The sequence below is a fragment of the Mesorhizobium sp. M0077 genome, assembly GCF_040322955.1.
Taxonomy (GTDB): Bacteria; Pseudomonadota; Alphaproteobacteria; order Rhizobiales; family Rhizobiaceae; genus Mesorhizobium.
Genome location: NZ_JAMYUL010000012.1, coordinates 180,235 through 206,004, shown reverse-complemented (window position 1 = coordinate 206,004; position 25,770 = coordinate 180,235). Strand labels below are relative to the sequence as shown.

At 62.0% G+C, this 25,770-nt stretch carries 27 protein-coding genes; 10 read left to right on the top strand and 17 right to left on the bottom strand.

Annotation, left to right across the window (positions count from 1 at the left end; genetic code table 11):
- Nucleotide 1: 1 nt before the first annotated feature.
- The 4 genes from NKJ57_RS22780 to NKJ57_RS22765 are packed head-to-tail and all read right to left on the bottom strand — an operon-like array spanning nt 2 to nt 3,616.
- Nucleotides 2-805, bottom strand: coding sequence for a sugar phosphate nucleotidyltransferase (locus NKJ57_RS22780; protein WP_023667976.1), 804 nt, complete (start codon nt 803-805; stop codon nt 2-4).
- Nucleotides 805-1,905 (bottom strand): CgeB family protein, encoded by a 1,101-nt coding sequence (locus tag NKJ57_RS22775; RefSeq protein WP_023667977.1) that lies wholly within the window; start codon nt 1,903-1,905, stop codon nt 805-807. The genes NKJ57_RS22780 and NKJ57_RS22775 overlap by 1 nt, the downstream gene beginning before the upstream one ends.
- Nucleotides 1,906-1,919: 14 nt before the next feature.
- Nucleotides 1,920-2,516 carry a histidine phosphatase family protein gene (locus NKJ57_RS22770; RefSeq protein WP_352512441.1) on the bottom strand — a complete coding sequence of 199 codons (597 nt, stop codon included), beginning with the start codon at nt 2,514-2,516 and terminating at the stop codon, nt 1,920-1,922.
- Nucleotides 2,513-3,616 (bottom strand): inositol-3-phosphate synthase, encoded by a 1,104-nt coding sequence (locus tag NKJ57_RS22765; protein WP_023681094.1) that lies wholly within the window; start codon nt 3,614-3,616, stop codon nt 2,513-2,515. Before NKJ57_RS22765 ends, NKJ57_RS22770 begins: the two co-directional genes overlap by 4 nt.
- Before the next feature lie 85 nt (nt 3,617-3,701).
- On the opposite strand from NKJ57_RS22765, the gene NKJ57_RS22760 reads away from it, so the two are divergent.
- Complete coding sequence (locus tag NKJ57_RS22760) at nt 3,702-5,516, top strand: hypothetical protein (protein WP_352512443.1); 1,815 nt, start codon at nt 3,702-3,704, stop codon at nt 5,514-5,516.
- 8 nt (nt 5,517-5,524) lie between these two features.
- On the opposite strand, the gene NKJ57_RS22755 is transcribed toward NKJ57_RS22760, so the two are convergent.
- The 9 genes from NKJ57_RS22755 to NKJ57_RS22715 form a co-directional block, all read right to left on the bottom strand.
- Entirely contained in the window at nt 5,525-5,710 is a 186-nt protein-coding gene (locus tag NKJ57_RS22755; RefSeq protein WP_023667982.1) for a hypothetical protein, read from the bottom strand.
- Nucleotides 5,711-5,804: 94 nt separating this feature from the next.
- Nucleotides 5,805-6,845 (bottom strand): UDP-glucuronic acid decarboxylase family protein, encoded by a 1,041-nt coding sequence (locus NKJ57_RS22750; RefSeq protein ID WP_023681096.1) that lies wholly within the window; start codon nt 6,843-6,845, stop codon nt 5,805-5,807.
- 23 nt (nt 6,846-6,868) lie between these two features.
- Nucleotides 6,869-7,972, bottom strand: coding sequence for a CgeB family protein (locus NKJ57_RS22745; protein ID WP_352512445.1), 1,104 nt, complete (start codon nt 7,970-7,972; stop codon nt 6,869-6,871).
- Nucleotides 7,969-9,063, bottom strand: coding sequence for a CgeB family protein (locus NKJ57_RS22740; protein WP_023667985.1), 1,095 nt, complete (start codon nt 9,061-9,063; stop codon nt 7,969-7,971). The genes NKJ57_RS22745 and NKJ57_RS22740 overlap by 4 nt, the downstream gene beginning before the upstream one ends.
- Nucleotides 9,060-10,190, bottom strand: coding sequence for a CgeB family protein (locus NKJ57_RS22735; protein ID WP_023696369.1), 1,131 nt, complete (start codon nt 10,188-10,190; stop codon nt 9,060-9,062). Before NKJ57_RS22735 ends, NKJ57_RS22740 begins: the two co-directional genes overlap by 4 nt.
- Nucleotides 10,191-10,192: 2 nt before the next feature.
- Nucleotides 10,193-11,293 (bottom strand): glycosyltransferase family 4 protein, encoded by a 1,101-nt coding sequence (locus tag NKJ57_RS22730; protein ID WP_352512447.1) that lies wholly within the window; start codon nt 11,291-11,293, stop codon nt 10,193-10,195.
- Nucleotides 11,278-12,570, bottom strand: coding sequence for a TIGR04295 family B12-binding domain-containing radical SAM protein (locus NKJ57_RS22725; RefSeq protein ID WP_352512449.1), 1,293 nt, complete (start codon nt 12,568-12,570; stop codon nt 11,278-11,280). Before NKJ57_RS22725 ends, NKJ57_RS22730 begins: the two co-directional genes overlap by 16 nt.
- A complete protein-coding gene (locus tag NKJ57_RS22720; RefSeq protein ID WP_352512450.1) occupies nt 12,567-13,640 on the bottom strand; it encodes a GDP-mannose 4,6-dehydratase in 1,074 nt (357 codons plus the stop codon). Before NKJ57_RS22720 ends, NKJ57_RS22725 begins: the two co-directional genes overlap by 4 nt.
- Entirely contained in the window at nt 13,637-14,743 is a 1,107-nt protein-coding gene (locus tag NKJ57_RS22715; protein ID WP_352512452.1) for an NAD-dependent epimerase/dehydratase family protein, read from the bottom strand. Before NKJ57_RS22715 ends, NKJ57_RS22720 begins: the two co-directional genes overlap by 4 nt.
- A gap of 217 nt (nt 14,744-14,960) precedes the next feature.
- On the opposite strand from NKJ57_RS22715, the gene NKJ57_RS22710 reads away from it, so the two are divergent.
- Nucleotides 14,961-15,236 carry a hypothetical protein gene (locus NKJ57_RS22710; RefSeq protein ID WP_023667991.1) on the top strand — a complete coding sequence of 92 codons (276 nt, stop codon included), beginning with the start codon at nt 14,961-14,963 and terminating at the stop codon, nt 15,234-15,236.
- Between the two features lie 388 nt (nt 15,237-15,624).
- On the opposite strand, the gene NKJ57_RS22705 is transcribed toward NKJ57_RS22710, so the two are convergent.
- The 4 genes from NKJ57_RS22705 to NKJ57_RS22690 form a co-directional block, all read right to left on the bottom strand.
- On the bottom strand, nt 15,625-15,951 hold the full coding sequence (locus tag NKJ57_RS22705; protein WP_023687797.1) for a low affinity iron permease family protein: 327 nt from the start codon (nt 15,949-15,951) through the stop codon (nt 15,625-15,627).
- Nucleotides 15,952-16,061: 110 nt separating this feature from the next.
- A complete protein-coding gene (locus NKJ57_RS22700; RefSeq protein WP_023741841.1) occupies nt 16,062-16,544 on the bottom strand; it encodes a DUF2269 family protein in 483 nt (160 codons plus the stop codon).
- On the bottom strand, nt 16,544-17,830 hold the full coding sequence (locus tag NKJ57_RS22695; protein WP_352512454.1) for an SDR family oxidoreductase: 1,287 nt from the start codon (nt 17,828-17,830) through the stop codon (nt 16,544-16,546). The genes NKJ57_RS22700 and NKJ57_RS22695 overlap by 1 nt, the downstream gene beginning before the upstream one ends.
- A 165-nt stretch (nt 17,831-17,995) precedes the next feature.
- Nucleotides 17,996-18,952 carry an NAD(P)/FAD-dependent oxidoreductase gene (locus NKJ57_RS22690; protein WP_352512456.1) on the bottom strand — a complete coding sequence of 319 codons (957 nt, stop codon included), beginning with the start codon at nt 18,950-18,952 and terminating at the stop codon, nt 17,996-17,998.
- Nucleotides 18,953-19,140: 188 nt separating this feature from the next.
- Between NKJ57_RS22690 and NKJ57_RS22685 the strand changes: the two genes are divergently transcribed.
- From NKJ57_RS22685 to NKJ57_RS22650, 8 genes are all read left to right on the top strand, one after another.
- The gene (locus NKJ57_RS22685; protein WP_023667997.1) at nt 19,141-19,482 is read left to right on the top strand and encodes a DUF768 domain-containing protein; all 342 of its coding nucleotides are present in this window, start codon (nt 19,141-19,143) and stop codon (nt 19,480-19,482) included.
- A gap of 370 nt (nt 19,483-19,852) precedes the next feature.
- On the top strand, nt 19,853-20,674 hold the full coding sequence (locus tag NKJ57_RS22680; RefSeq protein WP_245262596.1) for an ABC transporter substrate-binding protein: 822 nt from the start codon (nt 19,853-19,855) through the stop codon (nt 20,672-20,674).
- The gene (locus NKJ57_RS22675) at nt 20,568-21,452 is read left to right on the top strand and encodes an ABC transporter permease (RefSeq protein ID WP_352512458.1); all 885 of its coding nucleotides are present in this window, start codon (nt 20,568-20,570) and stop codon (nt 21,450-21,452) included. Before NKJ57_RS22680 ends, NKJ57_RS22675 begins: the two co-directional genes overlap by 107 nt.
- Nucleotides 21,452-22,123, top strand: coding sequence for an ABC transporter ATP-binding protein (locus NKJ57_RS22670; RefSeq protein WP_352512460.1), 672 nt, complete (start codon nt 21,452-21,454; stop codon nt 22,121-22,123). The genes NKJ57_RS22675 and NKJ57_RS22670 overlap by 1 nt, the downstream gene beginning before the upstream one ends.
- Nucleotides 22,120-23,295: a lanthanide ABC transporter ABC transporter substrate-binding protein PedA1 gene (locus NKJ57_RS22665; RefSeq protein WP_352512461.1), complete on the top strand. Its 1,176-nt coding sequence runs from the start codon at nt 22,120-22,122 to the stop codon at nt 23,293-23,295. The genes NKJ57_RS22670 and NKJ57_RS22665 overlap by 4 nt, the downstream gene beginning before the upstream one ends.
- Entirely contained in the window at nt 23,283-24,245 is a 963-nt protein-coding gene (locus NKJ57_RS22660; protein WP_352512462.1) for a PQQ-dependent catabolism-associated beta-propeller protein, read from the top strand. The genes NKJ57_RS22665 and NKJ57_RS22660 overlap by 13 nt, the downstream gene beginning before the upstream one ends.
- The gene (locus NKJ57_RS22655; RefSeq protein WP_352512464.1) at nt 24,242-24,967 is read left to right on the top strand and encodes a lanthanide ABC transporter ATP-binding protein PedB/LutE; all 726 of its coding nucleotides are present in this window, start codon (nt 24,242-24,244) and stop codon (nt 24,965-24,967) included. Before NKJ57_RS22660 ends, NKJ57_RS22655 begins: the two co-directional genes overlap by 4 nt.
- Nucleotides 24,964-25,770: a lanthanide ABC transporter permease protein PedC gene (locus NKJ57_RS22650; RefSeq protein WP_352459511.1), complete on the top strand. Its 807-nt coding sequence runs from the start codon at nt 24,964-24,966 to the stop codon at nt 25,768-25,770. Before NKJ57_RS22655 ends, NKJ57_RS22650 begins: the two co-directional genes overlap by 4 nt.

Here is a 25,770-nt window from a genome sequence, read left to right as displayed (position 1 = left end):
CTCAGGCTCCTTCGCCAGGAACGACGGGTACATGCGACTGCGCGCCGGGCATGATCATGGTGGGCCGGCGCTGCGCGGATGAGGCGTCGTTTTCAAGCAACCGCAGAGCTGTTCGATAGCCGTTGAAAGTGCCGACATCGACATAGTCCGACCCAGCCCTGACACCAAAAGCTGTACCGCCGGCCGCAATATAGGCGTTGACCAAAGTGCCGATATATTCGTCACTGCGCTCGCGCTCACGCCAGAGTGCCGCAAGCTGATGCAGGATATGGCCCGGCATCTTGAACGCACCCCAGACCCAGTTCGTGGCGGCATCCTGTCGTTTGACCTGGATTTCGATCACGCGCTCGTGGACGTCGGTGACGACGGCGTCGAAGAATTCCGGCTGATCCACCGGGAAAAGCAGAAATGAGAGCTGATCGTCGGGCAAATGGCGGAAACCGTCCTCGGGAAACCAGATCGTATCGGGAAGGCCGACCAGGACGACCTCGTCGGGCGCGACGAGGGGCGCCGCCCGGAAGATCGCATCGCACAGACCGACGGGGTTCGGCTGCACCACGAAGAGAGCCGCCGCGTCACCGTAGCCGGCGGCGTAGTATTCAAGGATGTCGGATTTGCCCGATCCGATGATGAAGCAAATCTTGTCGACGCCGGCCTGCACCATGCGCCGTACCAGATACTCGCTCACGGCGCATGGACGCTCGGTCTGTCCATCGATCCGGCTACCGACCGGCAGCAGCTCTTTCGAGAAGCCGAGCGGCTGAATGCGGCTGCCGCGCCCGGCAGCGGGTACGATGCCCAACATCAGACCGCTTCCCTCATCGGTTCGCCGGGAGATCTTTGAAAGGCCTCGTTCAGGATGCGATCCAGTTCCGCCGCGCGCCGTGCCGAAGTGTGTTCGCCCAAGACCCGGTCGCGGGCACGCCTTCGAATGCCGTCGAGCTCGCGCTCCGGCAATCGCAATGCGGCGACCACATCATCGGTGTCATGCGCCAACAAGATTTCGCGGCCGGGTTCGAAAAATTCGGTCAGGCCCGGCCATGCATCGGTGACGATGGCAGCCCCACACGCGGCCGCTTCGAAGAGCCGTCCCGACGGGCACCAGCCCTTTTGCGCCATCGCCTCCCGGGTGACGTTCAGTGTCAGGCGAGATGATGAGAAGAAAGCCGGATGGTCGGCTGGCGGAAGATGCCTGACAAAGAAGATGTTGTCGCTCCATGGGAATTCCTGCGGATATTGCGCGCCGCCAATGATGAAACGGTGGTCGGGCAGGCGCGCGGCCGGGCGGACCAGCAGCTTTTCGACGCCGGCCTGGCGATCCGCCGCGTAAGTTCCGAGATAGGACAGATCACCGGCGAATTCGGCCCGCTTCTCTGCCGGCCGGTGTTGGTCGGGATCGACATGCCCATAGAGCGGCACCACGTGACGCGCGCCCAAAACCGACTTAAGCGCCTCGATCGCAGAGCCGCCGGTGTAACTCAAAACGAGGTCGAAATCGGCGAGACCCTCAGGTCCGAAATAGGGCGGACGCTCGCCTTGCTCGATGCGGGCAAGCGTGACCGGAGTGTCGAGATCGTAGAAGACACGCAATCCGCGACCTGTCTGCTGCGCCAGCCGCGAGGCCTCCACGGCGTCGGCACAGTAGGAGGTGACGACGACGACATCCGCTTGCTTCATTGCCCGCTCCGCAACGCGACGGATGTCCTCCCAGTCCGGATAAATGACGACGTTGCCGCCATCGAGCCGATCGAGATCACGCGTCCCGGCATAGTAGGGGGTATCGCGTTCGAAGAAGGTGATGGACCATCCCAGCCGACCCAGGGCGCGGATCAGACCGCGCCAGAGCGTGGCATGGCCGTTGCCCCATGATGATGTAACGGTGAGACCGAAAATGACCATCTGCATCCGGAAAGTCCTCGTCAGGCAGCTTCGTTCATTCGCAGGAGCTTGGAGCCCCAGTCACCCGACACGATCGTCGTGATCGAGGCTGGATCGATGTCGAAGCGGAAGCAGTCGCCGACCGGCAAGCCAAGCACCTTGCAGACGGCGGCCTTGATGACGTCGGCGTGGCTGACCAGGGCGACACACTGGTTCGGATGCCGCTCGCGCACTGCGTTCATCAGTGCGACGATCCGCTCCTGCACATCCAGCATGGTCTCGCCGCTCGGTGTCCTGGCCTCCTGCCGCTGGTCGTTCCACGCCCGCCAACCGGCATCGCCATTCAACTCGTCGAAGGTCTTTCCCGACCAATCGCCGAAATCGATCTCGTCGAGTTCGGCGCAGATCGCGATTTCACCGACGCCGCAGGCAAGCGCGATCGGCACGGCCGTCTCTTGCGTACGCTCACGCGGGCTGCTCAAGATGGCTTCAATCGGCTCCCGGGCCATGCGGCCACCAAGATGCGCGGCCTGCGCCTTCCCAGCCTCGCCAAGGCAAACGCCATCCATCCGTCCTGCAAGATAGGAGCCGACATTGTCGTGCGCTGCATGACGGATCAAAAAGAACGTTGTCGTCATTCCGCGGCATCCAGCAAAGGCTCGTCCTTGCCGGCGATGAAGGCGAGCGTGCGCTGCCGCGCTTCGGCGTCGGTGAACTGTTCGGGAGGCGACTTCATGAAATAGCTGCAGGGACCGGTCAGTGCTCCCGCTATGCCGCGATCGAGCGCAAGCTTGGCGCAGCGTATCGCATCGATCACCACGCCGGCTGAATTTGGAGAATCCCAGACTTCCAGCTTGAGCTCGGCGTTGAGCGGCACGCCGCCGAAGGTCGTCCCTTCCACTCGGATATAGGCCCATTTGCGATCAGTCAGCCACGGTACGTGGTCGCTGGGTCCTACATGAATATTGCCCGGCTCCAGGGGAACATCGAACTGGCTGGCCACGGACTGGGTCTTGGAAATTTTCTTTGATTCCAGCCGCTCGCGTTCCAGCATGTTGAGGAAGTCGGTGTTGCCGCCGAAATTCAGCTGATAAGTGCGATCGATGCGCACGCCGCGCTCGCGGAAGAGATTGGCCAGCAGGCGGTGAACGATGGTCGCCCCGACCTGGCTCTTGATATCATCGCCGACCAGCGGCAGCCCTCGCTGCTCGAAGCGCCGGCGCCATTCCGGACGTGAGGCGATGAAAACGGGTATGCAGTTGACGAAGGCGCAGCCGGCCTCAAGCGCGCATTCGGCGTAGAAGCGCGTCGCCTCCTCGGAGCCCACCGGCAGGTAAGAGACCAGCACGTCGGCGCCGCTGTTGCGCAGGATTTCGCTGACGTCGGCAACCGGCTCCGGCGCCTCCTCGATTTCGTCGCGCAAGTATTTTCCGATGCCGTCAAGTGTCGGTCCGCGCTCGACGCGAACGCCGTTTGCCGCCGCATCGGCAAAGCGGAACGTGTTGTTCGGGGCGGCGTAGATTGCTTCAGCGACGTCGAGGCCAACCTTGCTCCTGGCGACGTCGAATGCGCAGACAATCTCGATGTCGTCGACATGGTAACCGCCGAGGTCGGCATGCATCAGCCCTGGGATTGGTTCGTTGCTTTTTGCGTGACGATAATAGGAGAGGCCCTGCACCAGGGAGGATGCGCAATTGCCGACCCCGACGATACCGACACGAACCTTTTTCGATCCCACGAAACTGCCGCCCTATGCTGTTCAAAGGTAAGTTCCTGCCGCCGAACCACCAGCGTGCCGGAATGTTCCTTGGCCTGCCGAAAAATTGCGCAAGACAGCATGGATCGAAGCAGCGCTCGCTGCGTTGCCGCAAGGCAAAGCATTGGAAAACCGATCGATGATCGTTTACGGCGACCAGAAGCGGAGGCAGAGCGCAGAACGGCTTCGCGATGCTGCGAGCGAAATTGCTCAAAGTCTGGACCGCATGGCTCATGGCGTCCGACGCCATGCCGCGTTGGTCGGGCTATTCATCAGCGTATCGGAACTGGTTCGCGCGCTTGCCGATGTCGATTTCGAGAACAGGGGCATCGACATCTTTTCGCCGCGGCAACAGCAAGGCGCCAGATTGCTGGTTGGTGTTGCGGCAGAGGTGGCGAAGTCGTGGCGAAGCGGTTTCGCCGTGGGCGGTGGCATCGACCCGGGACTTCTCCAACTGCTGGACGGGTTGGATTGCGAGGCTGAGGTTCTGACCGGTTCGGCCGAGGGTTACGCGCATTACGCGCTTTATCCCGAAAGCTATTTGGGAGCGGCGCAGGAGTCAGGTCTCGATGCGAACACATGCGTGATCGGCATCCGCAGCATCGGCCTGGGGCTTGCCGCCATAGTGGCTGCCGCGATTGGCGCGCCGGCGCCGTTCAGCGTTCGTCCGGTCGGCCATCCTTTCCGCAGGCACATCAATGCCGATCCGCGCTCGATCGCTTCCTGGAAGAACAATCCATCGGCACGCTTCGCCGTTGTAGACGAAGGTCCTGGTCTGTCCGGCAGTTCGATGCACGCCGTCGTCGCGTGGCTGCGGGAACTGGGTATTGGTATGGACCGCATTCACCTGTTTCCCAGCCATCCTGGCAACCCGGGCATCGAAGCGTCACGGGAGGCCAGGGAGACATGGTCGCGCTGTCCGAAACATGTGGCGACGGCGCTCGAATGCACCTTCCCCGAAAGCTCGAACATTCCCACGCTGCGCGACTGGGTGGCCGAGGCGGTCGGCAGCCCCGAATTACGCCTGACCGAACTGTCTGGTGGCGAATGGAGGAGCGTCCACTACGTCGACGAAAAGCATTGGCCGCCGAGCCCGCGCGGCATCGAGCGGCGCAAATTCCTGGCGTCCGCGGGGTGTGGTCGCTGGCTCGTCAAATTCGCCGGCCTCGGCGAAACCGGACGGCGTAAGAGACGAGCCGCGGAAATGTTGGGGAAAGCCGGGTTCGGATCGCAAGTGGTCGGGCTTTGCCACGGCTTTCTGGTCGAACGGTGGATTGACGGCACCACGATGGACCAGGCGCCGCTGCCCAGAGGAAGGCTGCTCGCGGAGTTGGCGCGCTATCTAGCCTGGCGGGCGCTCAATCTCCGAACCTGCGAACCGGGTGCATCATTGCTCGCACTCGCGGAAATGGCTGTTTCCAATACATCTGAAGCCCTGGGCGAGAACCGAGCGGCGACGTTGCGCCATTGGCTCTCGAAAAAAACCCCTGCGCATGTTCTGCAGCGGGTGGAAATCGACGGAAAGCTTCACGCGTGGGAGTTTCTCGTTTGTGCCGATGGCACGGTGGTCAAGACAGATGCCGTCGACCATTGCCGGGCACACGATTTGATTGGCTGCCAGCCGATAGAGTGGGACATTGCCGGCGCCTGTGTCGAATATGGACTGTCCGACAGCGATGTGACGACATTGGTCGAGGGGATGGGGCTCGATATTGACAATGGCCACATCGATTTTTTCGAACCCTGCTATTTGGCGTTCCAAATCGGGCTCTGGAGCACGGCTGCGCAATCCGAAAATGGCCAGGAAAAAGCAAGGCTGGCCGCGACGGCAGACCGATACAGGGCGGGGCTGATACGATTCCTGGACGAATCTCAGGTGTAACGTTTCGATCAATCCAGCCTTCGCAGCATGTCTGCTTCCTGCTCAAGAATAGCGGCCACTTCCTCGCGCTGCAGATGCGTCATCATCAAGCTGACGCAGCACTCGAGATAGGTGATCGAGGAGCGCCGCAAATAGGCAGCCGCCTCGCGTTCGGCAATCTTGTCGACATCCTTCGCGGGTCGCTTGGGTTGCATGAGGATGATCCTCCGTATCGGGTCCCTCCCGCCAAACTACAAGGTTGGATGGATGTTCCGCACGATCTCCGGGCAGGTCCGGCCGCGGCCCACGTCATGCAGGAAGGTTCTGCAGCCCGCCTGCGGGTCTCCTTTTGGCAAGGCCTGTCATCTGATCGCCGATGCCGGTGCCTTCGAGCGCCGCGAAATAATCGATCGTCAGCTTGAGCCCTTCGTTGAGCGGCACTCTCGGCGACCAGCCGAGCAGCGTTTTCGCACGCGAAATATCAGGCTGCCTGCGCCGAGGATCGTCTTGCGGCAGGGGCAGAAATTTCAGATCCGACTTGGTGCCGGTCATCGCCTTCACCAATGCCGCCAGTCGCACGATGGTGAATTCTCCGGGATTGCCCAGATTGACCGGCTTGCCCGGATTGGGGTCGATGTTCATTAGGCGCATCAATCCATCAATCAAGTCGGAGACATAGCAGAAGGATCGCGTTTGCTGGCCGTCGCCGAATATCGTCAGCGGACGCTTCTCGAGCGCCTGCATGATCAAATTCGAGACGATGCGACCGTCGGCCGGATCCATTCTCGGACCGTAGGTGTTGAAGATGCGCGCGACGCGGACGTCGGCCTTGCCGGCCCTTAGATAGTCGAAGCAAAGCGTTTCGGCGGTGCGCTTGCCCTCGTCGTAGCAGGCGCGTGGGCCGGTGCAGTTCACATGACCGACGTAGTCCTCCCTTTGCGGGTGTTGTTCCGGATCGCCATACACTTCGCTCGTCGAGGCCTGCAGCAGTCGCGCGTCATTGCGGACAGCGAGTTCGAGCAGGTTGAGGGTTCCGATCACGCAGGTACGCGTGGTGTGTATCGGGTCGGCCTGATAACGCGGCGGTGAGGCGGCGCAGGCCAGGTTGAAGATGTGATCCACGGGCTCGCCGAGATCCAGTGGCCGGCAGATGTCCTGCTCGATCAACCGGAAACCCGGCCGGTCCATGATCGAGATGATGTTTTCCATGCGCCCGGTCAGAAAATTGTCGACGCAGATCACGCGCCAGCCGTTGCGGAGCAATACTTCGCAAAGATGCGAACCGAGGAAACCCGCGCCGCCGGCAACAAGCACCGTCTTTGCCCTGTGCGCCTTTCTTGTCTGTCGCATCGCTGTTTTCTCCTGTCTGCCGTTCATGCTGCACTTCCAATGTCGAGATCGAGGGCCGTCGCCCTTGGTTGGGTCAGCGCCGCCACGAATTCGCGAGCCCTGGCCCCACCGGTGTGGGAAGCGAGGACGAGTTTGCGAGCCCGGCCGGCCATGGCCAGGCGTGCGCGCTCGGACTCGCCAACGAGGATATCGATGACTTCGTCCGTCTCCGCGGCGGTGTGGATCGCCGATGCGGGAAAGAAGCTGTCGAGCCCTGGCCAGCGGTCGCTGACGATGGGCGTGCCGCAAGCCGCCGCTTCGAACAGGCGCACGCTGGGCGACCATCCTGCGGTGATCATGGAACTGCGTGTGACATTCAGCGTGTAGCGCTGACGGCTATAGAACGCGGCGTGATCGGCTGGCGGCAAATGTTCGATGCGTTCGACATTGTCCGGCCAGATGATGTCGGATGGATATTGGGAGCCGGCCACGACGAAACGGAGGTTCGGCATATGCCGTGCGGGCTCGAGCAGCAGAGCGTTCAGCGTTGTCTGCCGGTCCATGCTGTAGGTGCCGAGATAGCCGAGATCCCAGCGGATCGGATCTCCTGTCGGGTGATGCCGTTCCGGATCGACCGAACAATAGAGAGGTTCGGCATGGCGCGCGCCGAAGTCTTGCGCCAGATGGCTGAGCGTTGGTCCGCCGGTGAAGGAGAAATAGACATCGAAATACGGAATTTGCCGCGAACTCAGATAATCGCAATCGTCGGCTGAAAGCTTGGCCAGGGTCACCGGGGTGTCGATGTCGTAAAAGCAGAGCTGCCCCTTGCAAAGCGAGGCGACGATGTCGATGACCTGGCGTCCTTCTGGAACAAAGGATCCGATGACAATGATGTCGGCCTGCTCCAGGCACTGTGCGTAGTCGCGTTGCAGCTCCGCAGTGGTTTCGTAGTAGCGCAAGGCGCAGAACTCCGGATCGCGCAGATCGCGGTGATTGGCGTACCAGGGCACGTTGCGCTCCAGAAAAGTCACCCGGTGACCGAGTCCGTGCAAGCCTTTCAAAAGACCCCGGAAAGTCGTGGCGTGGCCGTTTCCCCAGGATGAGGACAGCGACAGGCCGAGAAAGACGATGTCCAGTTTCTTGGTCATTCCGCTGCCTCCACGGCCCCGTGCTCGAAATGACGTTTGAAGACGGCATCCGCCACATCCGCCCGAAGCGCGTAGGTATGGTCCGCCAGCACGCGGTGAAGTGCGGCTTGGCCGATTGCCTTGGCCCGCCCGGGGGTCAGCGAGCGCATTATTTCGGCGACATCGCCGCCGTCACGCGCGACCAGGATCTCCTCGCCTGGTTTCAGGAACAGTTCCACGCCCAGCCATGCATCCGTGATGAGACAGGCGCCCGCGCCAGCCGCCTCGAACACTCGCGTGGCCGGTGAAAAACCGTTGGCGGCCATGCTGTCGCGGCTGATGTTCAACACGGCTTTTGGGGTGACATTGAAGGCGTTGTGATCGCGGGTGCCGACATGGCCGAGCCAGCCTACATTGGTGGGGAGCGGCTTGTCGCCCCAACCCGAGCCTCCGAGCAGGAAACGCTGTTTCGGCAGCTGGCTGGCGGGATCGAGGAAAAACGATTCGACACGCGCTTCACGGTCCGGCAGCCGGTTTCCGAGGAACGCCAGGTCGCAGGCAAAACGCGCTTTGCTGGCAACCGGATGGTGCGTTTCGGGATCGAGCGCATTGTAGATGGGCACGCACTCCTTGGCACCCATGGCACGATAGGCCCAGACAACGGGATCGCCGCCACCATAGGTCAGCACGAGGTCGATCTCCTGCAGTGCACGATGGAGCGGGTGGTCCGGCTCGTCGCGCAACTGGGCAAGCGTGGCTGGCGCATCCACGTCCCAGAATACGACAAGCGCGTCGCTGCGGGCGTGGTCGAGAACGGCGCGAAGCAGCGCCTCGTCTTCGAAACCGACGCCACTCGCCTTGACGACGATGTCGGCGCCGGCGGCACGTGCCGCGACCTGCATCAGCGCATGCTGGGTCGCCTCGTAAACGACGACAGTGCACCAGTCGGGAGCTTCGATGTCGCGGTTCTTCTGCCGGTCGTAGACATCGGGTTCGTAGAACGTGATCTCGTAACCCAATTGCGAAAGTGCCTTGAGCAAACCGCGATAGTACGTCGCGGCACCGTTCCAGTAGGACGACAAAAGGCTCGATCCATAGAATGCGATCTTCATGCGACGGCTTCCTTTGCGGCTGTCGGGACGGCGGTGTGTCGGTTCGCGCATTGCGTGAGCACGCCGAGCAACTCGTCGACGCGGTGGCGGCAGGTGTGCCGCGAGCGGATGGTCTCGAGACCCGAGGTCACCAGGGAGGCCGCAAAGTCCTCGTCGGACAACACCGTCCGAAGCTGTTGCCGCATTTGCGAGCCATTCTCGGCAAACAGGAAGTCGACACCGGGCCTGAAAAGCTGCTCGACATCGGACCATGGCGCTGAAATCAGCGGAATGCCGCAGGCGAGTGCCTCGAACATGCGGATCGTCGGGATTCCGGGCAACCTCTCGCGATAGGGGCGCCGTGGGATGTGAACGGTGACACGATGCGCGGCGAAGGCCTTCGGCACGTCGGCATTGGCGATCCACCCCTCATAGCGCAGTCCTGCGGTGGCCAGATCCGCAAGTGCGGTCTTGGGGTAGCGTACGCCGTGAACAGCGGCATCAAGGCCGAGATCGTGCACCGGCTCGATCAGAAACTCCTTGAGTTCGGCGGTCCGCTCATCATCGCCCCAGTTGCCGATCCAGACCAGATCGGAGGTGGGGTGGATCTCCGGGTGCGGCTTGAACAGGCGATCGTCCGCCGCTTCATGCCAAGTGAAGACGCGCTTGCCCCAGCCGGCGCGCAGATAGCTCTCGCGCAAGGTTTCGCCAAAGGCGAGAACGCCGTCATAGTGCTCCAGCCGGAGCGCCGAGAGTGCCTCGGTCGCAGACACGGCCCGGTGGTGGGTGTCGTGAAAAAGAAGGATGAAGTTGCCGCCGGCGGCCCGGGCACGGCCAATACGTGCGACAAGCTCCGGATCCGTCCACTCATGAACGATCACAACGTCGGCCTCGGCAATCCAGGCTTCGTGATCAAATCCGGCATCGTAGGTCACCGGCATCAGTTCGGGAAAATCCTTGCGGAAGCGTTCGATGGCGAACGACCCCTTCTCAGCCAGCAGATTCGACCGGCTCCAGCCATTCGCCGGCTCCAGCGCAATAGCCTGATGCCGGCGCTGGACCAGCTCTCGCATGACGCCGCGCAGGAAATGGGCATTACCATGGTTCCAGTCGGAAACGACCGAGTGGGTGTAAAACACAAAGCGCATGATCAGCGCTCCGCCATCGCTAAGGCCGCTTTGTCGTAGACGCCGCGCATAGCCGCTGTCTGCTTTGTCAGCCTAAACCTGCGGCTGCGTCGGATGGCTGCCTGGCCAAGCTCTCGCCGGAGCTCGGCATCGCTGGAGAGACGGTTGAGGCAGGCAGCGAGATCGTGCGGATCGCGCGCGTCAAAGAATATCGCGGCCCCGTCCCATAGTTCGCGATAGGTGGCGATATCGGATAGCACCAGGGGCGTAGCCGACATGGCGGCTTCCAGCGCGGCCAGGCCGAATGGCTCGTAGAGCGATGGCGATACGAAAATACCCGCGCGAGCCATCAACGAACGCACCTCATCGGACGGCACTGCTCCCAGAGGAACAGCATGGCTGAAGCTGACATGCTCGCCGTTTGGGCCGTTCGTCGAACCGGCGGCAAACAGAGGCCATCGCGTCAGGGACGCCGCCTGATCGACCACCGCCGCATTTTTGCCCTCGTCCCACCAGCGGGCAGCGGCGAAGACGAGCGGTTGATGCTTTTCGGCCTTCGGCAGAGGACGGGCACCATTTGTGACCACACTCAAGCGCGCGATCGGGCCGTAGCAGGTCTCTAGCATGTCGGCATGGCTGCGGCTCGGCGCGATGACCGCGTCGGCCCGATCCATGCCGCGTCTGTTGCGCTCCTTCTGCCAGGCCCATGCGCCATCCGCCGCCTGTCGTCTGACCGCATGGAACCAAGTCGTCACGCAGGAATGGGAGACCACCACGACCGGGCATGGCGCGTCGAATCCCGCCGCCTGCGAAGGCGCGTTGAAATGGACAAGGTCGATGGCGTGGTCGCGCATGGGCGCATGCAACTCTCGCGGCAGCGCGTCGAGATCACCGCCGTTGCGGGTCATCCAATCCGGCGGCGTGTTCAGCCAGATCAGCTTCGCGAAAGCCTCCGCCTCGTCGGCCTGCTGCCTGGACGGTGGCGGACCGAGACCGGCAAGCACTACGCTATCGCCGCCGTTGACAAGTTCCCTGGCCAGGTCGAGCGCATAGCGCCACACGCCGCCCACGGCATCGACCGTCATCAGGATGCGCCGCGAGCGCGGCGTCAGTGTCCGCAACATGTCGCCTCCAGTTCCGCCAGCGGACGCGGGCGCCTTTCCTGGATGTCGCTGAACTTCTGGAATGATGCGAGATAGTGATCATGGGCGCGCTCCCAGGCGAGGTCGTCGGGTTCGCCCCAAAGCTCGCGATAGCTTGGCGAACTCGGATATGGATAAAGCGGTACGGGTTCATTGGCCCACACGCCGTTGTCGATGAGGTGCGTTCGCCAGTAATCGACGAGGGCAGGGTCATCCTCGACGACGCCGATCAGATTGGCCTGTACGAATGGAACGTGACGCCTGGCATTGACGAGCAGCGCGGCGAGTTCCTCGGTACCCAGCCGGCAGCGCTTCGCCAGCATCGCACGACCTTCCACGGTCAGGCTTTCGAGACCGGCCTCGATGGAGACGCAGCCGGCCGCACCGAGCAATTCCAGCAGCTCGGGCTTCCAAAGGTCGATGCGGGTCTGCACACCGAACTTCACGTCGCGATCGATCAACGCTTCCAGCAGCGCTTTCTGCGGCAGGAAGATTTCATCGATGAAATAAATGTAGCCGACGCCCTGGGCAATCAGCCCATCGATTTCCGCTATGACCGCCTCGTGGTTGCGGCGGCGATAGGCATCGCGGAAATCGATCTTGGCGCAGAAGCTGCAATTGTAGGGGCAGCCGCGCGATGCTTCGACCTCCGCGCCGAACCCAACCTGCTTGTCATCGAACCTGTGATGGTGATGCGAATGGGCTGCGATCCAGTCTGATGGCCATTGGAGTGGCGGATGATCGACAAACGAGCTGGCGTGGACGCCGCCGTTCAAAACCACCTTGGCGTCGCGCAGGTAAGCGGTCGAGGGGACCGCGCTCCAGTCGTCGCGCCGGGCAAGTTCCGCGACGATTTCCTCGCATTCGCCGCGCACAACAATGTCGACGCCAAGCTTGCGCAAGGTTGGCGCGGGCGTAGCCGAGCCATGCGGCCCGACCGCGACTGTGCGTCCACCGCGCCCGGCGAGACGGTTGAGGAAATCGGCCGGCACGCGCAACTCGGGTGGTGCGCAGCGCCAGAACAGATAAGTCGGGGCGGTACTGACGACCGTCATTGCAGGCGCGAAATCAGCCACACGCTCGGAGAGGTCCGAGTTGTCGAGCTTCTGCAATTGCCCATCCAGCATCAACACCTCATGGCCGGCTGTTTCGAGGAGGGATTTCGAATAGCCGAGTTCCAGCGGGAGATGTGGTTGGCGGCAGCCGAAATAGATGCTGTCGTCATAGGTCCAGAACGGGTTTACCAGGGCGATTTTCATGCGACGTACCTCACGACTTCGGGGCGAGGCTGGAGCCGGTGTTGTTGCAGCCAGTCTGCGAGATCGCGAATGCCTTCGCGCCATGAAACACGAGCTTTCCAGCCAAGCATCGCTTTGATCTTGCGGGTGTCGGCGACGAAGAAGGGCTGATCGCCGGTGCGTTCGCCATCATGGCGGATCGAAAGCTCACGGCCGGTCAAGCTACCGATCTCGCTCAACAGCATGCGCAGGCTGATCGCATTATCGGGGCCGCCGCCAAGATTGAATGCCTGTCCTTTGGTCGTCTCGATACGATCGAGCGTGGCCCTGTAGGCGGCGACCGCATCGGAGACATGCAGTATGTCGCGCACTTGTCTGCCGTCGCCGTAAATGGTGATTGGACGTCCCGTCAGCGCACTCAGCAGGAAGTGCGCGACCCAGCCTTGATCCTCGGTTCCGAACTGGCGCGGCCCGTAAATGCAGCTCATCCGCAGCACCGCCGTCGGCATGCCGTAGGATTTGGCATAGTCGAGCACATATTGGTCCGCCGCGCCTTTGGAGCAGCCATAGGGCGTGCAGAAATCCAGGCCGTGGGTCTCGTCGATGCCATTCGCTTGGATGATGCCATCGCAAGGCAGGTAACGATCGCCGTCCTCGCGCACCGCGACGTCGGGCAGGCTGCCATAGACCTTGTTGGTGCTGGCGAAGACCACCGGAACAAACTCACTGCTCAGCCGCGCCGCCTCGAGGACATTGAACGTTCCTCGAAGGTTGATGTCGAAATCCTCGTCCGGTTGGACCAGGCTCGTTGTGACGGCGGTTTGCGCGGCCAGGTGGAAGATCGCCTTGGAACCCTTCAGAACGGGCGCAAGCGCGTTGGCGTCGCGCACGTCAATCGTTTCGACCATGAGGCGGCTTCCGTGTTTCTGCGCCAGCCATTCAAGGTTCTGTTCGACGCCGGGGCGGCTGAGATTGTCGATCACCAGCACCGGCTCGCCATCCGACAACAGGCTGTCGGCCAGGTTCGATCCTATGAAGCCGCTGCCGCCGACAATGGCGACGGGCGCGTCGCGTCGATTGCGCGTATTCATGACACCAGCCCACGTTCTTCAAGCTCGCGTTTCATGTCGGCGCCGCGGTCGATGGCGGACGAGTTGCGCACCCAGGAAACGAAATCGGCGAGCGAATTCTCCAGTTGTTGCCTCGGCTCGAAACCGAGCAGCTCACGGGCCTTGGAAATATCGGCGAAGCAGTTGCGGATATCCCCGGAGCGCGCCTTGCCGAGCAACTCTGGCGAGCGGTCCGGCGTTCCCATGGCCTCGGCAAGTACCCGCGCGACGTCGCTGATAGCATAGGCTCGGCCGCTGCCGATGTTGATGACGTGACCCCTTGCCTGGCGTTGCTGCAGCGCAAGACGAAAGGCGCGGGCGACGTCATCCACATGGACGAAATCGCGTTTCTGTTCGCCATCCTCGAAGATCATTGGACGTTGGCCGTTGGCGAGACGCGAAGCAAAATTGGCCAACACGCCGGTATAGGGGTTCGATAACGCCTGGCCGGCGCCGAATACGTTGAAAAGGCGCAGCGCGACCGCATCGATGCCATAGGCTTCGCCGAAGATCAGCACGGCGCGTTCCTGGGCGTATTTCGTCAGTGCATAGATAGAGGCGAGATCGACCGGCTTTTCCTCGTCCGTCGGCAGGGGGGAGAGGGGTTCGCCTTCCGGCGACAGCGGATTCCACTGTCCGTTTTTGATGTCGCTCGCCTTGCGCCGGGCATTGTCGATGCGCCGGCCGTCCGATGTAGCATAGAGGCCCTCGCCATAGACACTCATCGATGAGGCGACGACAATGCGCTCGACCGGGTGTTTGATCAGCGCCTCGAGCAGCGTCGCGGTGCCGAGATCGTTGGTGCCGACATAGCGCGCGATCTCGTACATCGACTGTCCGACGCCGACTTCCGCGGCTAGATGAATGACCGCGTCAACGCCTTCCAGCGCCTTGGCGACCGCCTCCCGGTCCCGAATGTCGCCCTTGATCAGCTCGGCCCCGGCGGGAAGGGCGACTGTTTCGCATGCGTGCACCTGCTCCAGCAGCACATCCAAAATGCGAACCGAATAATCCTGCTCGATGAGTTCCTGGGCGACATGCCGGCCGATGAAGCCGCAGCCCCCTGTAACCAATATCCGTTTCACGACCACTCCTCAGACAGGTAATCTTGGCGACCCGAACTTTTCGGCAAAAGGTTTGTTCCCTTGGCTTCAACAAAGTTCCTTTGGCCGGCTTCGTTCGGAAGCAGCCACATCGCGCTCGCCGCGCCGTGCCGGAACATTGCCGCCCTTGTGCTGTTAGGACGCCGGCAGCCCCGACGATGCCCGATGTTGGCAACGCCGATGATCAAAGGAGATTTCAATGTCCCAGTCGCAAACGACCACCAATCACGACGAAATCCGCAAATGGGCGGAGGAGCGGGATGGACGGCCGGCAGTGGTTCGCACCAAAGGCGCGGGCGGCATCCTGCGGATCGACTTCGGCAAACCCGAGGAAGCATTCGAGCCGGTCGAATGGGATGAGTTCTTCCGCATATTCGACGAGAACGATCTGGCCTTTCTTTACCAGTCCAAGACTGGTGACGGACAAACCAGCCGTTTCAACAAGTTCGTCGAGCGCAACCAGAAGGGCGAATGACGCACTTCGAGCCGGCCGATTTGCCTGACCTGGTTCTCGGGCAAATTTTTCTGGATGCGGTGGAACAATAGAGGGCTCCGATCCTTCGGTCGCTGAACCACAGTCGCAGCAAGGATCGAAGGCCTGAGCAGAATCGGAGCCCTGAGCGCAGGAGGAGAAGTGACGCGAAGGGCGACGACGAACTGCTGCCCGAGGCCGTTGAGTTCGGCCTTATCACGGAGAACCTTGAATGACGCGAAACCGGGCGGGAAGAGAGATCAACGCCGGGCGCCGTAACGCCGAGTTGGAGCGAGGATTAGCAGGGTGGTGGTTTTGGCGGCGGGGCTGGATAGGCGTCAAAAGCTGGAAACCCGCTACTCGTCCTGCCGTGAAACCAAAACGCCGCTCATCAGTCGTCCTGCTGCTTGCGGTGGCGGTGTTTTTCGATTTCCTCGGGCTCTTCATCGTCGATCCGCGTGATGTTCGAGGCATTGTGGTCTGATCGCAGGATCTCATCCAGTTTGGCGTGAATGGCCTGAGTGTCGCGGTGCTCGGCACGCTGGATGAACAGCGTCATGGCCCACGTAAACAAGGTAGCCGCTCCATGCCAGTCCAGGGTCTGTCGCTCGAAGATCATCCAAAGGATTGCGTAGACCAACAGGATCAGGAATGCCGCGGGGCGGGAGGTTAATGTGCCGATTGAGGTAAGCACGCCGGTGACGGGATGATTGGCCATGCGAAAGAACTCGCGGCAGTGACCGTGGTTCCCGACCGCAGTGCATCGCGCCGGCACGAGCCAGCTAGGCGCGACGGATGAATTCACGGCCCAGTGCTTGCCGATCGCAGCTACAACGATGACCACTCGATTGCCGGGCGCGCAATCATCAGCCAGAAAATGGCGAGCACGGCGCCGAAAGCTGGGAAGCCGAAGACAAACCAGCGTCTGAACAGCTGATGGTAGCGCTCGGGAGGAGGTTGGTTGGAGAGTGCGGCCTGTGTGGCTAGATTTCGCATCTCGATCTGCATCCACACGACAGGCAGCCAGAACAGGCCCGTCAAGATGTAGAGCAGGATCGAGAGAACGATCCATCCTTCGGACAGCGAATACCCCGCAACCCTAGCGAGGCCCAGTCCGGTCAGAGGTTGTGCGATAACGGCCGTAGCCGTGAACAGGAAATCAGCCAGCACGACAATGCGGGCGACGGCTGCGATCGTCGCGGCATTCCCGGTCCGGTGTGCCAAAAGCATGAAAAAAGCAATGCCGGCACCAGTTCCGAGCAGCACAGCAGCGCCGATCACGTGCAGGTATTTAAGCACGAAGTACGTCATCAGCGTTCCTCCAGAATGGCCAGCGCTGCAAAATGCAGAACGAGGATCGGGAGGATTTTGATCAACGGCCCGAGTGGCTCGAGCCAAAGATCCGGCCGCAGAATGCTCCCAGCGATCGCATAGAAAAGCGATACCGCGATTGCGCCGAAAAGACCAAGCCGGCTGGTTGGGCGCCAGGCGATAAGCGCCCCGACGGCGATGTCAGCCAGCGCGCCGGCGACTACCGCCGGTTCGGCCAAGGGGCCGGCAGCAGTGCCAATCAGCAAATCAACTCCGCTGCGCCAGCCGGCAGTGAGGGAAATGATGCCCGTCATGATCCAGAAGAGCGGCAAGATGACAAAGAGCGCCGGCTTGACGAAGTAAAGACCGGCGAACCATCGCTCCTGCACCGTCGCAGGATTTAAACGCAGTGCAGATGTAAGACTTGATGGTTGAATGCCGGTCGCCGTCATCCAGGGTTGGGGATCGCCGACAGCGCCTCGGGCAATCTCTTTTGCTGCATTGCTGCGCATCGGCGGGCGCCAGCCCAGCTGAGCCGCGGCATCCCCGAACCTGTACAAGATAGCTGCGGCCCAATTGGGCAAGATGAACTCCCGAGCACTGCTCCATCCGAACCAGCGGCGATAGCGACCCACGACCTCGCTCATCGAAAGTGCCTCGGGCCCAGCCAGGTCCAGCGTGAGGTGCGATGGGCTGCCGGGTTTGAGGAAGAACAGGACGGTGGAGATCACGTCATCGAGTTGGACGACTTGGAGACGGCCCGTGTCGGGCATCAACGGCAAGAGCAGCAACGCCGCGAGGCCGCGAAAAAGTGCACTTGCGCCGAAGGCCGGCCTTCCCAGTACTACGGAGGGGCGCAGGATGACCCAGTCAAGGCTACGTGCCATCAGTGCCTCATCGCCGGCGAGCTTGCTGGCGGAAAAGGCGGACGGCTGCTGGCGATCGACCCCGATGGCAGAAAAGTGGATCACCTTATTCACACCTGCGTGCTCACACGCGGTGAAGAGAGCCGAGGCGCCGGTAGAATGGACATGCCGGGTGTTTTCCCGGGCACTATCCTGCAGGACGCCGGCACAGTTTACGACGGCGTCCACACCGGCGAGATAGGGGGTCCAGTCCTGAGGTCGCAAGGCCCGCGCCATATCCAGGGAAACGGTTGGGATCTCCGGGTGGACGCCAGTGTCTGCGTGGTGAAGCACGCGGACCACTTCATGTCTCTCGCCGGCCAGGCGCGCGCAAAGCGCGGCTCCAATCAGACCTGACGCGCCGGTGACGAGAATTTTCATTCCTTCCTCCAGCCGTTCGCCAGCGCGTGCCCGTCCATCAACCCAGCGGCTGCGCCTGGGAGAACTCTAGCAAAGCCGAAGCCGGTAGTCTCACGCCGGGTGGAACAGGTTCCGGGCATCAACGCAGCCAAAGGTGAGCCGGTAGGGTGCGTTCGCATCTGCAGGTCAACTTCGCCGGAAGTTCGTCGCGGGCTCGGCGCAATCGCGGAGGTCGTTATGAATGTGAGTTCCAGCCTTGGCGGCGTCTCCGAACGCAACAGCAATTTGATTGAGCCCCTCGGCCACGTCGCCAATGGCATAGAGTCCTGGCGTTGAAGTCTCAAGGTGTCGGTTGACCAGGACATAGCCTTCTGCGTCACAGTTAGCCCCCAGAGCAACCGCGAGTTCGGAGCGTACGTCGCTGCCCATCGAAGGGTACACCACATCGATGTTGCGCATCGGGGCGCCCTCGGCCATGACGACATCGAACCCGGTTCGTCGAGGGATCAGGTCATCGACAGCGTCCCAGATTTCAACTCCGCCTGCCAAGGCGGCGCCGCGGGCAGCTTCGGAAACATCATCCTGGTTATTGGCGAGCAAGGCGACCTGACTGCCATATCCCTTCAGGAACAGAGCCTCCCTGACGGCGAGATGCTCCGGACCAACAACGCCGATGCGGCTACCCCGGGCCTCATATGCATCGCAAACCGGGCACAGTCTGACAATGCCGGTTGCGATCGCCTCCTCCAGTCTTTCAATGGGAGGTGCCTTGTCCACAATGCCCGTTGCCAGAATCACGCGCCTTGCTTGGACAATCCCGCAGGTGGTCGTCAGGACAAAAAAACCCTCGCGTTTTTCGGCGTGGCCTACGCAACCATGGACAAGGCTCGCGCCGTATAGCTGTGCCTGGGCTCGTAGGCGGCCGAGCAGTTCTTCCCCGCTGATGCCGTCGGGGAAGCCGGGACAGTTGCGGGATTTTGGGATGAGCTTGGCACGCGCATGCCCCGCGTCGAGCGAGATCACCGAACGCAGAAACCTGGCTAAATACATGGCTGCAGCGAGCCCCGCGGGGCCGCCGCCGACGATGGCAACGTCAAAAACTTGTTTGCCCGAAAAACTTGGTTCGCCCGAAAAGCTTGGCATAGGGCCTAACTTCAACTCAACAGGCTTGTTCCACAGGGTCGAAATGGACGCAATCAGGATGCACACTGCGCGATAAGAGTGAACTCCAATCGAGTCGTGAAGAGAAAGGCCACTGCCTCATCAAGCCTGCAAAAACCTCGTGGCTCCCAACGCTGTGAGTACAGCGCCACTGGGAAAGTGAACGCATCATGGAACTTCGGCTCATCGTCGCGCTTAGTTTGGCGAAAGGGTGGTCTGAGATGAGCGCGACCAGAGAGTTTTTTCAAAACTGGCTACAGGAGAATGTCGGCACACTTCCTGGTCGAGAGGAAGTCAGCGTCGCGGTGCTCGCTCAGCAATTCGAGCAAGATGCCGAGGTGGCCGGTTATGGGCGTGAAGTAAGGGAGGACGAACTCGGAAACATCGAAGATGCTATCGTGCAAGCGATCGAGAACGCCGGGTCCGGGGTGCAGAGCCCGAGCTCCGAAAAGAGCGATCCGGCACCTGTAATGGACGCGTTGGAGGTCGATGATGCCAAGAGCGGACCGTAGCCCCTGACACCTTCTTCTGTTCGCCTGAACAAGCCCCCCGGGCTGCTATACGAGCTGAAAAACGGACCTTAGGTGCTTTCCCGTTAGTTCCATGCACCATTGAGGAACATTCCTGCCGCCACGGCGTTAGGAAAGTTCCTTCACACCCGGTGCGCCCGTGCTGACTGCTACCCTTCCAGGCGAATGGCTGACCCGGCATGATCAGGGTCACATCTCGCGGCGGGCCGCTCTTGCGGGTATTTGTTGCTGGCTATTGGGTGCTTCCGCAGAAGCCGCGCCACAGCCATCGCCGCTCGTGCGATTTGGCGTGCTGGGATTTGGCACCGCCGCCTGGGAAGTTGACGTCATGCGGCGACATGCGTTGGACACCATGCACGGCGTATCAATCGAGGCTCAGCGGCTTGCCGGTACCGAAGCCGGTAAGACCGCATTGCTGGCCGGCAGCGTCGACGTCATCGTTTCGGACTGGGTGTGGGTCATGCGCCAGCGCAGCGAAGGCGCTGATCTGGTCTTTTATCCCTATTCTCGTGCCGTCGGCGCGCTGGAACTGCCGCAAGGCTCGCCCATTCGAACTCTTGCGGACCTCAAGGGCAAAAGGCTGGGGATCGCAGGTGGTCCGCTGGACAAAAGCTGGATCCTGTTGCGCGCGCTCGGCCTCCGTCAGGTGAAGCGCGATCTTGCTGAAGAGGTGGAGCCAGTGTTCGGCGCGCCGCCTTTGTTGGAGCAGGAATTTCTGGCGGGGCGACTGGATGCACTGCTGACGTTCTGGAATTTCGCCGCCCGTCTCGAGTCAGAGGGGGCAAGGCCTCTGCTCAGTGTCGCGCAAATCCTGCAGGGGCTTGGCGTATCCGTGGACTTGCCGATGCTCGGCTACGTCTTCCATGAAAGCTGGGCGCGGGCCAACCCGATAGCCCTCGCGCGATTCACGAGCGCGACCGCGGCAGCGAAGTCGCTGCTCGAGTCTTCCGACGACGAATGGCGGGTGCTCGCGCCCCAATTGGGCACGGACGATCCTCACCTACAGGCGGCGCTACGCGCCGCCTATCGAGCCGGAATCCCTCGTCGGTTCGGCAAAGACGAACGTGATGGCGCGGCCCGGTTGTTTGCAATCCTGGCCGAATTGGGCGGCGAGGATCTGGTCGGCAAGGCGACGAGCCTCGATCCTGGTGTCTTCCGGGCCATACCGGCTTGAGCTCGCGCCAATGACCGATGTCCCAGCGTTCCCCATCACAATGCAGCGTTGTCAATCCACTGCGGCATTGCTGACCATGGTGCTCGTCTGGCAGATTGCATCATCGATCGCCGCCGATCGGCTGTTTCCTGGTCCGGTCCAGGTTGTTTCGGTTCTCCTGCACGAAGCGGTTCGGGGCGAGCTGCCATACCATTTGGGCATCTCGCTTGCGCGCGTCGTGGCAAGCCTCGGGTCGGCAATAGTCATCGGCGCGGCCCTTGGCTACGCGGCAGGCCGCTCGCACAGAGCCGACATATGGATGAGGCCTTGGATCGTGTTACTCCTCAACATGCCGGCGCTGATCACGGTCATTCTAATTTATATCTGGCTTGGTCTTGCCGAGACCGCGCTTGTCCTTGCGGTCGCGCTCAACAAGATCCCCAATGTCGTGGTGACTATTCGTGAAGGCGCCAGCCGGCTGGACAAGGACTTTGCCGAAATGGCTGAGCTCTATCGCTTCGGGCGTGCTGCAAAGCTGCAGCATGTCGTGCTGCCGCAATTGGCGCCGTTCTTTCTCGTCACCCTGCGCAGCGGGCTGGCATTGACGTGGAAGATCGTGTTGCTCGCCGAACTGCTCGGCCGCTCCAACGGCGTCGGGTTCCAGCTACAGGTCTATTTTCAGAACTTCGACGTCACCCACATCCTTGCCTATGCGATCAGCTTCGGCGTTGTGATGCTTGCCATAGAGTATGGACTGTTTGTGCCGTTGGAACGTCGTCTGTTCGCCTGGCGACGCTGATGCTGAGGATCAGGATCGAGGACAAGACTTTCCCCGGTGACGACGGACAGCGCCGGACGATCTTTCGCGCGCTGTCGCTTGATATAGCCGACGGACAGGTCTGCGTCCTGACCGGCCCTTCCGGTGTCGGCAAGTCGACGCTGCTGTCGATCGTTTCGGGCGTCGACCGCGAATTTCGCGGCAGCGTGAGCGGACGACCGCTTCCGATAGGCATGCTGTTCCAGACACCGAGGCTGCTGCCCTGGCTCACCGCCTTGCGCAATGTAGAGATGGCCATCCCGGATCGCGCGCCCGATGCGGCCCGGTGGCTTGCCGCTGTCGACCTGAAAGGCAATGAGAAGAGCTATCCGCAGCGACTCTCGGGCGGCATGGCGCGGCGCGTAGCGCTTGCCCGGGCGCTCGCCGTGGAGCCTGCGCTCCTGCTCCTCGACGAGCCATTCGCTTCACTCGACGAGGCGACCGCGCAAGACATGCGCCGCCTGCTGCAGGATTGTTTCGCCAGTCGGCGGACTACCACGCTGCTGGTTACGCATGATCTCGCATATGCCTCGTCGCTGGGTGATCGGGTTATTGTTCTGGAGGGATCGCCGGCCCGCATCGTGCGCGATGTCGCAATCTCTCGTGGCGATGAAGCGGGATCGTCGCGCTTTGGGCTGGGGGCGACACAATGAGACTGTTGCTGGGCCTTCTCTTTCTTTTGCTGATCACCGGCCCTGGCGCCACCGAGCAACAGACGATGGTGATCGGGTATATCGGCCAGGAGCGCAAACCGGCTCTGCCCCTTGGACCCCTTGATGAAACCGTGACCGACGACGGCCTGCAAGGCGCACGGCTCGGCATTGCCGACGACGAAAGCACCGGCCGGTTTCTTGGGCAGAAATTTCGGCTGGAGGAAAGGATATTGAAACCAACCGAAACGCCGGACGACGCGGTAAGACAATTCGCCGATGCCGGCATCGCCTTTGTCGTCGCCGATCTCGACGCCAGTCAGCTTCTACAGGCCAGTGCCGCGCCCGGTGCCGAGCAGATGACGTTGCTCAACAGCCGGGCGCCGGACGACGTGCTTCGCCAGCAGGACTGCCGTGGGAACGTCCTGCACACGATCCCGAGCCGCGCCATGCTCGCCGACGGGCTGGCGCAATATCTCGCCTGGAAGCGCTGGCAGCGTTGGTTCCTGCTTGTGGGGCCGCATTCGCAGGATCAGGCGATGGCTGCGGCCTTTCGACGGGCGGCGGCTCGCTTCGGAGCCGAGATCACGATCGACCAGCCGTGGACATTCAGGCCCGCCAACGGACGTGCCGATACAGGGCATGTCACGCTGCAGACCGAAATACCCGCGGTCACGCAGGTCAGCGACTATGATGTGCTCGTGGTCGCCGACGAGGCGGATGAATTCGGCGCCTATCTGGAGGGCCGCACTGCGCTGCCGAGAATCGTCGCCGGCACGCAAGGGCTGGTCGCCACAGGCTGGAGCGCTGTCAGCGAGGAATGGGGCGCCACGCAACTGCAGGACCGTTTCCACAGGCAGGCAGGGCGCTGGATGTTGCCCAGCGACTACGCGGCCTGGCTCGCTGTGCGCAGTATCGGCGAAGCGACGACGCGCCTGCACAGTCTCGATCCCGCGGCAATCGGCAGATATATACGCGGCGACGCGTTTCTTCTCGCTGGCTTCAAGGGGCAGGGGCTTAGTTTCCGTCCCTGGGACGGACAGATGCGCCAGCCCATTTTGATCGCCGGGCCTCGCCTCTTGATTTCCAGCTCACCGCAACCGGGCTTCCTGCATCAGCGCACGCCGCTCGACACGCTGGGCATCGACCTGGAGGAGAGCACATGCAAGTTCTGATGACGCTGTTGTTGGCGGCGTTCGCTCTTGCTGCTCCCGCCGCCGCCGAGACCATCTACGTTTCCAATGAGCAGGATAATACGGTCGCGGTCGTCGACGGCGTGACAATGACTTTGCTGGCGACGATCGATGTCGGCCGCCGTCCGCGCGGGCTGGCGCTGTCGATCGACAACAAGATGCTTTTCGTCGCGGAAGGCGACGACAACCGCATCGACGTGGTCGACGTCGCGAAGCGGCGGGTCGTCGGCGAATTGCCTTCGGGAGCCGATCCGGAATTTTTCGCACTCCATCCCGATGGCAAGCGGCTGTTCGTCGCCAACGAGAATGACAATCTGGTGTCGGTGGTGGACATCGCCGCGGCCAAGGTCATCGGCACCGTGGATGTCGGCGTCGAACCGGAAGGAATGGCGGCCAGCGCCGACGGCCGCTATGTCGCCTGCACTTCGGAGACCACCAGCATGGTGCATCTGATCGAGGCAGGCACGCTTGAACTCGTCGACAATCTGCTGGTCGATACCCGGCCGCGCGCGGCTTTATTCTCGTCGGACGGGAAGCAATTCTGGGTGTCCTCGGAGATCCGGGGCACTGTCACCGTCTTCGACACGGCAACGCGCGCGCAGACCGGCAAAGTCGAGTTCGAGGTGCCGGGTATACGACGCGAGGGTGTGCAGGCGGTCGGCATGGCGACGTCTCGCGATGGCACGACCGTCTATGTGGCGCTCGGCCCCGCCAACAGGATTGCGGAAGTCGATGTGAAAACGCTGGCGGTCCGTCGGCTCTACCTTGTTGGTCAACGACCCTGGCACGTTGCGCTCTCCGGCGACGAGAAGCGCCTGGTCAGCGCAAACGGGAATTCCGGCGATATTTCGTTTATCGATCTGGAAAACCAGGAGGTGGTGAAATCGCTGCCGGTAGGGCGGGGGCCGTGGGGCGTCGTGATCGGGCCATGAACGCCTTGTCGGTCGAGAATCTGGGCCATAGTTTCGGAAACCGGCGGGTTCTCGACGGCGTCTCCTTCTCTGTGGCCCAAGGCAGGATGTGCATCTTGCTAGGCCGCAACGGCGCCGGCAAGACGACGTTGTTCTCGCTGATCACCGGTCTTTATCACGCCCACTCCGGCTCGGTGCATGTCTTCGACCAGGCGATGGATGTCAACCCGTCCGCCGCGTTGGCGCAGATGGGCGTCGTCTTCCAGTTGCCGACCCTCGATCTCGATCTGACAGCCGGCGAGAACCTGCGTTACCACGCGGCCTTGCATGGCCTTAGCCAGGCCTTGAGCAAGGAGCGCTCCATCCACGAACTCGGCCGGCTGGATGTGCTGGACAGGATCGACGATCCTGCCCGAGCGCTTTCCGGGGGGCAGCGTCGCCGTGTCGAGATAGCACGCGCTCTGATGCATAGCCCACGCCTTTTGCTGCTGGACGAGCCGACCACCGGGCTCGACGTGCCGGGCCGCCACGCGCTCGAGCGGCACGTGCGGGAGCTTTGCCGCGAGCGCGGCATTGCCGTCCTGTGGGCAACACATTTTCTGGAGGAACTAACGGCGGATGATGATGTGGTGGTGCTGCATCGAGGCACAATCCGGTGGGCCGGCCGCGCCGATCGGCTGGCTGCCGATCTCAGTGTAGCGAGCACCGGCGAGGCCTTCGCGTCGCTGACGGAGTCCGAATGAAAACGTCTCACGCAGTGCGCGCGCTCAACGGCATCCTGCGCAGGGAGATGCTGCGCACGTTACGGCAACGCGGCCGGCTGCTCTCGGCGATGGTACGGCCGCTGGTCTGGCTGGCAATCTTTGCCGCTGGCTTCCGCTCCGTTCTCGGTCTGTCGATCACGCCACCCTACCAGACCTATGTTCTCTATGACGTATATGTGGTGCCTGGGCTAGCGGCCATGATGCTGCTCTTCCATGCCATGGCGAGTTCGCTGGCCATGGTCTACGATCGCGAGATGGGCAGCATGCGCCTGTTGCTGACCGCACCATTGCCGCGCTGGTACCTGCTTGCGGCGCGCCTGCTGGCCAGCGTGATCGTTGGCGTGCCGCTGGTCTACTTGTTTCTGTTGGTCGCGCGTTTCTGGGATGTGCGGCCGCCCGTTCTTGGCTACGTCGCGGTATTTCCGGCGCTCGTGCTGGCGGGCCTCATGCTTGGCGCGTTCGGCCTGCTTGTCTCCTCGATTTCGACACAGATGGAGAACTTTGCCGGTGTCATGAATTTCGTCATCTTTCCGGTGTTCTTTGCCTCGACGGCGCTCTATCCGCTGTGGCGGCTTGCCGAGGCGGGACCGGTGCTGGCAACAATCGCCGCCTGGAACCCGTTCAGCTCGGCGGTCGAGCTTATACGCTTCGCGCTCTATCTGCGGTTCGATCCTGTCGCGGCGTTTGTGGTCCTTGGCTGCCTCGTCGCCTTCTTCCTCGCGGCGGTCATCGGCTACGATCCCGGCCGCGGCTTGTGGTCCCGGCGCGGCGGCGAGGGATGA

Excerpts from the sequence above, each read along its gene's own strand:
- NKJ57_RS22780 (WP_023667976.1), bottom strand. The coding sequence starts at position 805 with ATGTTGGGCATCGTACCCGCTGCCGGGCGCGGCAGCCGCATTCAGCCG.
- NKJ57_RS22775 (WP_023667977.1), bottom strand. The coding sequence starts at position 1,905 with ATGCAGATGGTCATTTTCGGTCTCACCGTTACATCATCATGGGGCAAC.
- NKJ57_RS22770 (WP_352512441.1), bottom strand. The coding sequence starts at position 2,516 with ATGACGACAACGTTCTTTTTGATCCGTCATGCAGCGCACGACAATGTC.
- NKJ57_RS22755 (WP_023667982.1), bottom strand. The coding sequence starts at position 5,710 with ATGCAACCCAAGCGACCCGCGAAGGATGTCGACAAGATTGCCGAACGC.
- NKJ57_RS22750 (WP_023681096.1), bottom strand. The coding sequence starts at position 6,845 with ATGCGACAGACAAGAAAGGCGCACAGGGCAAAGACGGTGCTTGTTGCC.
- NKJ57_RS22745 (WP_352512445.1), bottom strand. The coding sequence starts at position 7,972 with ATGACCAAGAAACTGGACATCGTCTTTCTCGGCCTGTCGCTGTCCTCA.
- NKJ57_RS22740 (WP_023667985.1), bottom strand. The coding sequence starts at position 9,063 with ATGAAGATCGCATTCTATGGATCGAGCCTTTTGTCGTCCTACTGGAAC.
- NKJ57_RS22735 (WP_023696369.1), bottom strand. The coding sequence starts at position 10,190 with ATGCGCTTTGTGTTTTACACCCACTCGGTCGTTTCCGACTGGAACCAT.
- NKJ57_RS22730 (WP_352512447.1), bottom strand. The coding sequence starts at position 11,293 with ATGTTGCGGACACTGACGCCGCGCTCGCGGCGCATCCTGATGACGGTC.
- NKJ57_RS22725 (WP_352512449.1), bottom strand. The coding sequence starts at position 12,570 with ATGAAAATCGCCCTGGTAAACCCGTTCTGGACCTATGACGACAGCATC.
- NKJ57_RS22720 (WP_352512450.1), bottom strand. The coding sequence starts at position 13,640 with ATGAATACGCGCAATCGACGCGACGCGCCCGTCGCCATTGTCGGCGGC.
- NKJ57_RS22710 (WP_023667991.1), top strand. The coding sequence starts at position 14,961 with ATGTCCCAGTCGCAAACGACCACCAATCACGACGAAATCCGCAAATGG.
- NKJ57_RS22705 (WP_023687797.1), bottom strand. The coding sequence starts at position 15,951 with ATGGCCAATCATCCCGTCACCGGCGTGCTTACCTCAATCGGCACATTA.
- NKJ57_RS22700 (WP_023741841.1), bottom strand. The coding sequence starts at position 16,544 with ATGACGTACTTCGTGCTTAAATACCTGCACGTGATCGGCGCTGCTGTG.
- NKJ57_RS22695 (WP_352512454.1), bottom strand. The coding sequence starts at position 17,830 with ATGAAAATTCTCGTCACCGGCGCGTCAGGTCTGATTGGAGCCGCGCTT.
- NKJ57_RS22690 (WP_352512456.1), bottom strand. The coding sequence starts at position 18,952 with ATGCCAAGCTTTTCGGGCGAACCAAGTTTTTCGGGCAAACAAGTTTTT.
- NKJ57_RS22685 (WP_023667997.1), top strand. The coding sequence starts at position 19,141 with ATGGAACTTCGGCTCATCGTCGCGCTTAGTTTGGCGAAAGGGTGGTCT.
- NKJ57_RS22680 (WP_245262596.1), top strand. The coding sequence starts at position 19,853 with ATGCACGGCGTATCAATCGAGGCTCAGCGGCTTGCCGGTACCGAAGCC.
- NKJ57_RS22675 (WP_352512458.1), top strand. The coding sequence starts at position 20,568 with ATGGCGCGGCCCGGTTGTTTGCAATCCTGGCCGAATTGGGCGGCGAGG.
- NKJ57_RS22670 (WP_352512460.1), top strand. The coding sequence starts at position 21,452 with ATGCTGAGGATCAGGATCGAGGACAAGACTTTCCCCGGTGACGACGGA.
- NKJ57_RS22665 (WP_352512461.1), top strand. The coding sequence starts at position 22,120 with ATGAGACTGTTGCTGGGCCTTCTCTTTCTTTTGCTGATCACCGGCCCT.
- NKJ57_RS22660 (WP_352512462.1), top strand. The coding sequence starts at position 23,283 with ATGCAAGTTCTGATGACGCTGTTGTTGGCGGCGTTCGCTCTTGCTGCT.
- NKJ57_RS22655 (WP_352512464.1), top strand. The coding sequence starts at position 24,242 with ATGAACGCCTTGTCGGTCGAGAATCTGGGCCATAGTTTCGGAAACCGG.
- NKJ57_RS22650 (WP_352459511.1), top strand. The coding sequence starts at position 24,964 with ATGAAAACGTCTCACGCAGTGCGCGCGCTCAACGGCATCCTGCGCAGG.